Annotated in this window: 9 protein-coding genes and 1 pseudogene; 6 read left to right on the top strand and 4 right to left on the bottom strand. The window is 53.1% G+C overall.

What is annotated here, in order from left to right:
• Positions 1–345, top strand: a pseudogene (locus ACE418_RS06990) (hypothetical protein); the annotation flags it as partial.
• Positions 346–685: 340 nt separating this feature from the next.
• Here the strand turns inward: ACE418_RS06990 and ACE418_RS06985 are convergent.
• The 4 genes from ACE418_RS06985 to ACE418_RS06970 form a co-directional block, all read right to left on the bottom strand.
• Complete coding sequence (locus ACE418_RS06985) at positions 686–1,333, bottom strand: energy-coupling factor ABC transporter ATP-binding protein (protein ID WP_416449942.1); 648 nt, start codon at positions 1,331–1,333, stop codon at positions 686–688.
• Positions 1,330–2,139, bottom strand: coding sequence for an energy-coupling factor transporter transmembrane component T family protein (locus ACE418_RS06980; protein ID WP_416449941.1), 810 nt, complete (start codon positions 2,137–2,139; stop codon positions 1,330–1,332). Before ACE418_RS06980 ends, ACE418_RS06985 begins: the two co-directional genes overlap by 4 nt.
• 12 nt (positions 2,140–2,151) lie before the next feature.
• The gene (gene cbiM / locus ACE418_RS06975) at positions 2,152–3,156 is read right to left on the bottom strand and encodes a cobalt transporter CbiM (RefSeq protein ID WP_416449940.1); all 1,005 of its coding nucleotides are present in this window, start codon (positions 3,154–3,156) and stop codon (positions 2,152–2,154) included.
• 92 nt (positions 3,157–3,248) lie between these two features.
• Positions 3,249–5,111: an MFS transporter gene (locus tag ACE418_RS06970; protein ID WP_416449939.1), complete on the bottom strand. Its 1,863-nt coding sequence runs from the start codon at positions 5,109–5,111 to the stop codon at positions 3,249–3,251.
• 115 nt (positions 5,112–5,226) lie between these two features.
• Between ACE418_RS06970 and ACE418_RS06965 the strand changes: the two genes are divergently transcribed.
• From ACE418_RS06965 to ACE418_RS06945, 5 genes are all read left to right on the top strand, one after another.
• On the top strand, positions 5,227–6,102 hold the full coding sequence (locus ACE418_RS06965) for a LysR family transcriptional regulator (RefSeq protein WP_416449938.1): 876 nt from the start codon (positions 5,227–5,229) through the stop codon (positions 6,100–6,102).
• Positions 6,103–6,201: 99 nt separating this feature from the next.
• Complete coding sequence (locus ACE418_RS06960; protein ID WP_416449937.1) at positions 6,202–7,254, top strand: AAA family ATPase; 1,053 nt, start codon at positions 6,202–6,204, stop codon at positions 7,252–7,254.
• A gap of 6 nt (positions 7,255–7,260) precedes the next feature.
• Positions 7,261–7,980 carry an epoxyqueuosine reductase QueH gene (locus ACE418_RS06955; RefSeq protein WP_416449936.1) on the top strand — a complete coding sequence of 240 codons (720 nt, stop codon included), beginning with the start codon at positions 7,261–7,263 and terminating at the stop codon, positions 7,978–7,980.
• Between the two features lie 496 nt (positions 7,981–8,476).
• Entirely contained in the window at positions 8,477–9,013 is a 537-nt protein-coding gene (locus ACE418_RS06950; protein ID WP_416449935.1) for an Rpn family recombination-promoting nuclease/putative transposase, read from the top strand.
• 1 nt (position 9,014) lies between these two features.
• Complete coding sequence (locus ACE418_RS06945; protein ID WP_416449934.1) at positions 9,015–9,227, top strand: hypothetical protein; 213 nt, start codon at positions 9,015–9,017, stop codon at positions 9,225–9,227.
• The last annotated feature ends 588 nt before the right edge of the window (positions 9,228–9,815 follow it).

Here is a 9,815-nt window from a genome sequence, read left to right as displayed (position 1 = left end):
GAGATTGAAGAATCCTTTCGCATCATGAAGACAGAATTCAGAACACGACCAGTATATCTCTCTAGAGAACAGCGCATTCGAGCACATTTCTTGACTTGTTTCTTATCCCTAATTTTGTATCGATACTTGGAAAAGAAAACCGATAACAAGTTTACACCCAGAGAACTCATCTATACATTACGAGATATGAATTTCCTTCAATTACCCACAGGAGATTATATTCCCACATATACTCGAACTGATATTACGGACTTATTTCACGAGGTCTTTGGCTTCCGTACTGATTATGAAATATTGAGTGAAAAACAAATGAAAAAAATTTTAAAAGCAACTAGGAACCCATAAAAAGTACTCACTTTTTTAGGACAAAGAAAAGGCTGAAAACCCTTGTATTTACTGGGTTTTCAGCCTTTTACTCTTTTTTAAGTGTCAAACTTGGGTTTATATAACTTTATAATATAAAAATCAATAAAATATTTTGAATAATTGTCAAAATATTTAAATAAATTATGAAACCAAGGCTCTCCTAATAGGAGAGCTGTCAGCGTAGCTGACTGAGAGGTTGCATTTGAAAGTTTGACATATGTAATAAGTATAAGATGTGGTGAAATCTCACAACAACCTGCGGCCGGCGACTGGCGATAAGCGGGACACCCTTTGGGCGTCCCCTACGAGCCACGAACCACTAACCACGAACCACTAACTCTTTATCTATGAGCTCTCCCAGGCGGTCGGCATGATGGCTGGCGATGATGAGGGTTTTGCCGGCTTTTTTCAGGCTGGGCAGGAAGTCTTCCAGCCAGGCCAGGCCGTCGGCGTCGAGGTAGCTTTCCGGTTCGTCCATGGTCCAGACCTGGGGATTCATGGTCAGGATGGAGGCGATGGCTGTCCGCTTTTTTTCGCCGCCGGATAAGGTATAAGGCGGCCGGGAGGCCAGGTGGTCCAGCCCCAGGAGAGATAAGGCATCGTCGACGCGCTGGCGGACTTCGGCCGGTTTCAGGCCCATCTGGACCGGGCCGAAAGCCAGTTCTTCGCGGACACTGCTGCAAAAGAGCTGGGAATCGGGATTCTGCCAGACATAGCCGACGCGCTGGTGGAACCACTTGGAATAGGCGTGGTCCCGCATCTTGCCGGCCGTGATGATTGTGCCGTCAAAGGAATACGTCCCCTGCTGGGGGAAAATCAGGCCGTTCAGCAGGCGCAGGAGCGTCGATTTCCCGGAACCGTTGGGACCGCTCAGGAGCACGGCCTGGCCCGGTTCGATGGTTTCCGTCAGGTGGCTGAGGATGGGCCTGTCGTCATAGGCAAAACAGACGTCGTCGAGTTGGATCATGAGAACACTCCTTCCAGGCGGATGAATAAGTAGACATAAGCCAGCAGGACTAGTACGAGGATGACCGTAGCCGGAGAGAAAAGGCGTTTCTTCCCGTCATCGTAGAGGGTATATTCGCCGGTGAAACAGCGGCAGCGCATGGCTTCGTACATGTCCTGGGACAAGCGCTGGGACTTTTGCAGCATGACGCCGGCGACGCCGCTCATGGCCGCTTGTTTGTCAGGATTGTGGCCGACAGAACGCAGCTTGAGGGCCGTCAGCAGTTCCGACGCTTCTTGGCCTAAGATGGCTATGTAGCGCAGCGTCGTGTCCAGGATGAAGATGACCAGCGACGGGATATGGAAGGTGCGCAAGGCGCCGGTCAGTTCGTGCCAGGCCAGGTTTTCCTGCAGGAGCATCAAAGCCGTTACGGTGAGGAAGGTCTTACAGGGCAGGAGAAAGGCGTAGCGGCCGTTGCCCAGGAAAAAGGAGGGGGCGACGATGACGGCACAGAACAGAGAAGCCCCCAGGGCAGCGCCCAGAATCTGGCGCAGCTGCCGTCCCCGGTGGAAACAGAGGAGGACCAGTTCGCCGGCCAGGATGGCCCAGAGGAAAGCCGTCGTCCGGGCCAGGACGATGAGGACGATGGCGAAAATGACGGACAAAAGGGCCGGCGCTGCACCGATGGACCGGGCCGGCCGCAACCCCTGGCTGCGCAGGGCTGTCAGGATGGATATGAGGCGGAGCAGAGAGCGGGAAATAAAATAATCCCGGTCGCGGCCGGGATTATAGATTTCTTCGCGGACTGCCCAATCAGGGAGCTTCATGGACAAACCTCCTTAATGCTGGGCCGGCGTATCGAAAGAAGGCCGGGCGGGCAGGAGCGATGCGATGATTTTAAAGATGATGATGAGCAGGGCCGTGCCGACGATGGCCGAAATGATGTAGCCCGCGGCGTCAGGCAGGCCGGCGATGGCATAATCCGGCATGAGGGCGTCAAAGGAGAAGCCGTTTTCCATCCCAGACGGCGTATAGCCCAGGGCCGAACCAAAGAAATCCGTTTCGGCCAGCTCTTCTGCATCCCATTCACCCCAGGCCGTGCCGGCAGCTAACAAGCCGAGGGGCGTAGCGGCGATGAGGGCGGCCAGGAGGCCCAAGAGGGACTTGCTCGACGACGGGGCCTGTACCGTGTGGAAGAGGTCCGGCGACGTCTTGCGGATATACGCCAGGACGCCTGTCGTAAAGATGACTTCAGCCAGGCCGAACAAGGTCAGGTGGCCGATCATCATGGCCGGAATGGAAATCCATAACGGATACGGGCAGTACAGGGCCTGGCCGGCAGCGTCCGTAAAGAGCAGCGGCTGGATGCCGAATTCGACGGCGGCGCAGAAGGCCGCGGCGTTGATGCCGATATAAGCGCCGATAGCGGCTGCTACCGTTTCCGATGAGATGACTTTCTTCAGGCCGTGATAGAGAAAATAGCCCGTAAAAGGCAGGACAAAGGCCATATTGAAACAATTGGCACCGAAGGCCAGGATGCCGCCGTCGCCAAAGAACAGGGCCTGGATGAGCAGGGCCACGCTGACAGCCAGACAGGCTGCATAAGGGCCGAAGAGGATGGCGATGAGCGTACCGCCGACGGCATGGCCTGTCGTACCGCCCGGCAGGGGGATGTTGAACATCATGGCCAGGAAGGAAAAGGCCGCGGCAATGCCCAGGAGCGGCAGCTTTTCACGGGGCACCGTTTCCCGGACTTTGCGGATAGACAGTAACCAGATAGGGACCATGACGGCGCCGAGGACACCGCACGTCGAAGGGCTCAGGTAATTTTCAGGTATATGCATGAAGAGACCTCTTTTCTTTTAGTATTTCACAACTACTATTTTACTAAAGAAAAGAGGTCGATATAAGCCCGTAGGGGGGATAAAATTTTACATTATTTGTCCGCTGTTGTTCGTGCCAGGATGCGGCGGGCTGTTTGCGTCAGCATATCCGCCGTGGCAGCGATGCCGAATAAATCAGAACGGACTGCCAGGTCATAGTTTTTGGCTTCGCCCCATTGGGTGTGGGTGAAATACAGGCAGTGAGCCGCTCGTTCCTGGTTGATGCGGCGGATTTTTTCTTTGGCCTTTTCCGGGCTGATGTGGTCGCGCTGGGTGACATGCTGGATTTCACTGTCTTCTGTCGCTGAAATGTAGACATGCAGGGCATTGGGATAGTTTTTCAGGATTTGGTGCGCCAGGCGGCCGACGATGACACAGGATTCTTTTTGAGCGATGTCAGTGATGATTTTTTTATCCATGTCGAAGAGTTTTGCCAGAAAATCAGCTCCGTCTGTGATGGAGTAAGCATACCAGGAATAGAGGCGGTATAAAAAAGGCCGTTTCAGGCGCTGTTCCGTTTCGGCGATGAAATCACGGGTAGATTCGCTGGTTTCGGCGATTTTCCCGATGATCTGCTGGTCATAGCAGGGAATTTGCAAGTTTTCTGCGATACGCTGACCGATTTCGTGGCCGCCGCTGCCGTATTCCCGGGAAATCGTGATGATGAGGGCCGGTGATTTTTCGGTACCTGCTGGTGAGCCTGCCGGCGCAGGTACGGCTTGTGGGCCGGCCGGAGCCGGACGGGTGTGGGGCGCGCAGAAAGCGATGTAGAGGAACAGGCAGAGGACCAAGATGCAGGCCATGAAAAGATAAAGGCCGCGGAAGCCGATATGAGGGATGATCAGGCCCATGACGGAGGGGCCGAAGCCGACACCCAGGTCCATGAAGATGAAGAACGTCGACGTAGCGACGCCGATACGGTTTTTTGGCGACAACATGATGACGACGGCCTGGGAACAAGACATATACGTGCCGAAGCCGATGCCCATGGCCGCAGCGACCAGCAGCAGTTCCCAGCCCTGATGGGTTAGGCTCAGCAGGAACAGGCCGGCTGCAAAGACGAGAAACGACGGATAGAGGACGAAGTTGGCCCCCTTCTTATCGAACAGGCGGCCCGTGAAAGGACGGGAAATGAGGGTGAAGATGGCGTAGACGATGAAGAAATACTGGCCAGCCTGCTGTAAATCATAAAGCGATTCAAAGGATGTGACGAACGCTAGGATAGACGCGAAGCCTAAGCTTACGAGCAGCGTGATGACGGCGATGGGAAGGGCCGTCGGTTCGAGGAACTGCATCCATAACGGCTGATCCTGTTCCCTTCTTTTTTCGGCGTTTTTATCCCATTCGAGGGCCGGGACTTTCATCAAAGCCGTAGCCATCAGGGCGATGATCAGCAGGCTGCCGCTGATGAAGATATCTTCCTGTAAGCTGCCGCCCCGGTAGAAATAGGCACCGGCATAAGGGCCAATCGCGGTGGCCAGAGTGACGAACATGGCATAATAGCTCGTCCCTTCGCCACGGCGTGAAGCCGGGACCATGTGGGCCATGATGGCACCGGTCGTCGTCGAGCCCGTACCGAAGCCGAAGCCCTGGACGATGCGGATCAGGGAGAGCTGGACAATCGTCGTCGTAAAGAAGTTCGCTGCCAGGGCAACCAGGAAGATGAATATGCCCAGATAGGCTGATTTCTTCAGGCCGATGCGTTCAATGCGGCCGCCCATGAAAAAGCGGGCCAGCAGGGCACCGAGGATGAAAGACCCGGTAGCGAAACCGGCCTCGCTCAACGTTGCGTGGAGCTGGTGCGAGGCATAATCGGTCATGATGACCATCAGCATATAATAGGAAACATTGATAATGAAACAGACAAGATTATTGAGGATATAACTTCTTGTCCATAGGACGGTATTACGGTCCATATAGCATTACCTCCTTCAAAGTATCGTACTTAGCCATTTTATCATCAGCCAATTATGCTGTATAATATATATATTGTTATTTTTATATATTATTTTTGTTATAAGGAGGCTGCTTGTGGAACTCTTACATCTCACGTATTTCCGGACCCTGGCCCGGACGGAAAATATGACCAAGACCGCGGCGATGCTTCACGTAGCCCAGCCGGCCCTGAGCCGGACGCTGGCCAACCTGGAACGGGAATTGGGCGTCAAGCTCTTCGACCGGGTCGGACGGAGACTGGTACTCAACGAATGTGGCCGGATTTTCCTGCACCATGTGGAAAAAATCTTTGACGACCTGCAGCAGACCCGGCGGGAACTGCTGGATGTCAGTGGCCAGGCCGATAAGCGCATCCTCATCGGGGCGACGAATACCCAGCTTTTGCCGGCTCTTTTCACCCGGTACATGCAGGGCCATCCCGACGCCCTGATACGGCAGATGCAGATTGCCGGCCGGGCTGAGATACCCCGCCGGCTCATCCGGGGCGATTTTGACCTGTGCATTACTTCCATGCCCATCGACCAGCCCCAGGGAGCCGTCAAAATCACCAAGAAGCCCATCATTACGGAAAATCTCGTCTTGGCCGCGGCCTGTCAGGATGAACGGCCGGACGGGCCGGTCGACGTGGCGTCCCTGAAGGAGGCGTGTTTTGTCCAGCCGGCTGCCGAAGACGGCCTGAGCGATATCATCAAGGACCTTTGCCAAAAGAAACACTTTCAGCCCAATGTCGTCTTTGAAAGCAATTCGCCGGAAACAATCCTGCAAATGGTCGAAGCCGGCTTCGGTATAGCCATTGTGCCCGAATCGTGGATTACCTCGCGCTATTCGGCTTCGTTAAAGATGCATCCGCTGAACCCGCCGTGCCAACGGACTATCTGGCTGGCCTGGATCCACGGCCGCTATATGACTCAGGAATCCCGGCACTTCAGGGATTTTCTGCTTGGCATGTGACCGGGCATGAACGCCTTTACAGGTGCTCGATGGTGCTATCCATGCTATGGTATAATAGAAGAAAATTAATTTTTGTGCCACCAAAAGAAGGTGAAATGTATGCATTGGGAAATGCCGATTGGCATCGACAACTTTGGGGAATTACGCCGGGGCCATTATTACTTTGTCGATAAAACGGCTTTCATCCGGCAGTTGATTGATGGTCATAGTAAAGTCACGCTGCTGACACGGCCACGGCGTTTTGGCAAGACCTTGACGCTGAGTATGGCAGATTGGTTCTTTTCTATCGAAAAAGAAGCACAGAGCCGCCATCTTTTTGAAGGGCTGGCCATTGAACAGGCCGGAGCTGGGGAAATGGCTGGTTCGCTGGCCTTGTTGCTACAGATGCTGCACGGCTATTATGGGAAAAAAGTCATCCTCTTGTTGGATGAATACGATGCGCCGATTCAGCAGGCCTGGGAATGTGGCTTTTATAAAGAGTGTATTTCTTTTATGAAACAACTGATGGGCAGTGCCTTGAAAGGCAATGACGATTTGGATTTCGCTATCCTGACCGGTGTTCTGCGGGTGGCTAAGGAAAGTATTTTCAGCGATTTGAATAATCTGGATGTCTGCTCTGTCCTCAGTTCCCGGTATGATGATGTCATTGGCTTTACACCAGAGGAAGTAACGAAAATGGCTGCTGACTTACAGCAGGAGTCACAGCTTCCAGACATAAAGGCGTGGTATGATGGCTATCGTTTTGGACATGTTGAAATATATAATCCTTGGTCTGTCATCCATTTTTTCCGCAATCAGATGGTGGGGGATTATTGGGTCAATACGTCTGGCAACAGCCTTATCCGGGAAATGCTCCGTCACATTACGCCGGAAACGGTGGAAAATCTGACGACCCTACTTTATGGGGAAAGTGTCACCGTATTGGTATGGGAAGGCGTGATTTACGAAGATATCGGTCAGAATGAAGATGCTTTGTACACCATGCTCTTGACTACGGGTTATTTGACGGTTCAGGGCTGGACCCGGGGAGTCGGAGGGTTGCGTTGCAGACTGGTTATTCCCAATCGGGAAATCCAAGATATTTACCGCATTGAAATTCTGGATAGAGCCCAAAAGGTATGCGTTAAAACCGATATTTTCAGTAGAAAGTGAGTACAAATGATGATTGATTTCCACGACATTCTGGACCGCATGAATCAAAACCAGCGGATCAACTTCGACAAAGTCTTCCAGCGCATGGCCCGCCGCTGGCAGCAGGACGGCGTCAAGCCGCGTATCCTGCTCCATTCCTGCTGCGGACCGTGCAGCACGGCCGTCCTGGACCGGCTGACCGGCGTGGCCCAGGTGACGGTCTACTATTTCAACCCCAATATCCATCCGGAAGCCGAATACCGGCGGCGGGAACTCGTCCAGAAACAGTTCATCGAAGCCTACAACGAAAAGACCGGGCACGACGTCCAGTTCCTGGCCGCTCCGTATGAACCGGATACGTATTTCGAAGCCGTCAAAGGCCTGGAAGACGAACCCGAAGGCGGCGCCCGCTGCCGCGTCTGCTTCATCCAGCGCATGAAGGCGACAGCCGAAAAAATGCAGGAACTGGGCTATGATTACTTTACGACGACCTTGACCGTCAGCCCTCATAAGAATTCCCAGGTCATCAACGAAGTCGGCCGGGACATCGAAGACCAGTACGGCTACGCCTATTTGCCGACGGACTTCAAAAAGAACAACGGTTTCCTCACATCGACGAAAATGGCCGAAGCCTACCACCTCTACCGCCAACCCTACTGCGGCTGCATCTTCGGTGCCCGCGACCAGGGCCTGGACCTGGAAAAAATCCGCCAGGACGCCGAAGCCTTTTTGGCGAAAAATGGCTAGGGACGCAGATGGCAGGCCGCAGGTCGCAGGCCGCAAAAATAACCCCAATCGGGGCATTCGTAGGGAACGACCTTTAACCTCTCAGACCGCCTTTGGCGGCCAGCTCCCCTATAAAGGGAGCCTTGTGCGTCCCGCTGTGAGGGTTAACCATAACCCATCCTGGTATAATGGCAAGTTTTTACGAGCCACGAGCCACGAGCCACGAGCCACGAGCCACAAACCATGAGCCACGAGCCACGAACCACGAGCTACGGCCTTTTCCACGAGCCGAGGGTCACTCGAGGCGATGTCGTTCTTTTGAGTGTGACGCCGCGCAGCGGCATCTGAGTCCGAAGCGGCCTGCGAACTGCGGCCTGCGACTGGCGGGGCCGTCAGGCTCCCAATTCGATGAACGACGAACGACCTACGACGAACGAATCCACGCCCGGCCGTCAGGCCCCAACATTAATGGCTCCTTAAATATTCGGGAATTCGATTAAAAAACGATTTGATCGATATGGGATTATTGGAAGAAGGGGCTGATTATGATGAACTCAATCCCAGTTATATTATTTTCATTTGTCCCTTTGAGCCATTTGATAAAGGCCGCCATATCTATACATTCCGCAATGTGTGCCTGGAGGATAAAAGTTTAGAATTACGGGACGGTGCGACCAAAATTTTCCTTAGTTCTGTGGGAACGGCTGACGATGTGGCACCCGATGTCAAACGGTTCTTGGAATATGTTAACGGGATTCTCAGTAATGATGCTTTTGTGCAAGAAATCGATCAGGAAATTAAAAGAGTGAAAAAATTAGAAGAAGAAAGGGTGAGATATATGACCTATGCCATGAAAATGCAAGAAGAACGAAAAGAAGGCATCAAAGAAGGCCGTGAAGCAATGCAACACGATTTAGCTCTTAAAATGTTAAAAGATCATAAGCCTATTCATGAAATTGTCCGCTATACTGAATTGACAGAAAATCAGATTCGCAAAATCGCAGCGGAAAACAGTAATATTGCGCTTGGAGAAGAAAGGGGCAGCCAGGTGTAACTTGATTAAACGGCGTGGAGAACTACGCGGAGAAAATAGCGGTAGAGAAATCGGAGAAAAACTTGGACAAGAACGTGGAGAAAAAACAGGAAGAAAAGTACTCAGTGTATTGCTTCAAAAGCTGATACAGGAAGGCAGGAAAGAAGAGGCCAATCGCATCTTGCAGAACGATGAATACCAGGAACAATTGCTGCGGGAATATCATTTGGAATAAGAGGGTAATTATTTATGACGGCGTTGTCGTATATGATAGCGCCGTTTTGCTTTCCTCGGACTCAGATGCGGCGTTCCGCCACGACAGATTCAAAATAACAACGACGCTTCGGGAAGCCTTCAGCGCGTAGCGGGCGCCCCCTCTACGGCGGTCCGTTTCAGCAACCGTCTTGACATTCCTTGCAGTCATGACCTGACGGGCTGAAAAGGCACGTGGCGCCCCTACGGATGCGGCGTTCCGCCGCGACAGACTCATGAAATAAACGCAGTTCGCTGGTCGCAGGTAGCAGACCGCCGCGGTCCTGTGGACCGCAAAAACTGCACGGCCAACGGCCTTGTGCGTAGGGGCCGACCTTTAACCTCTCAGACCGCCTTTGGCGGCCAGCTCCCCTATAAAGGGAGCCTTGTGCGGCCCGTTGCGAGATTTCATCACATCCCATTCGAGTATAATGGCAGGCTTTTACGAGCCACGAGCCACGGCCTTTTCCACGAGCCGAGGGTCACCCGAGGCGGCCTACGAACTGCGAACTGCGACCTGCGGGGCCATTGGCCCCAAATTTCGATGAACGACGAACGACCTACGATGAAC

The sequence above is a fragment of the Megasphaera jansseni genome (genome assembly GCF_047974155.1).
Lineage (GTDB): Bacteria > Bacillota > Negativicutes > Veillonellales > Megasphaeraceae > Megasphaera.
The sequence above is the reverse complement of the archived record's forward strand: the minus strand, read 5'-3'. Positions and strand labels throughout refer to the sequence as shown.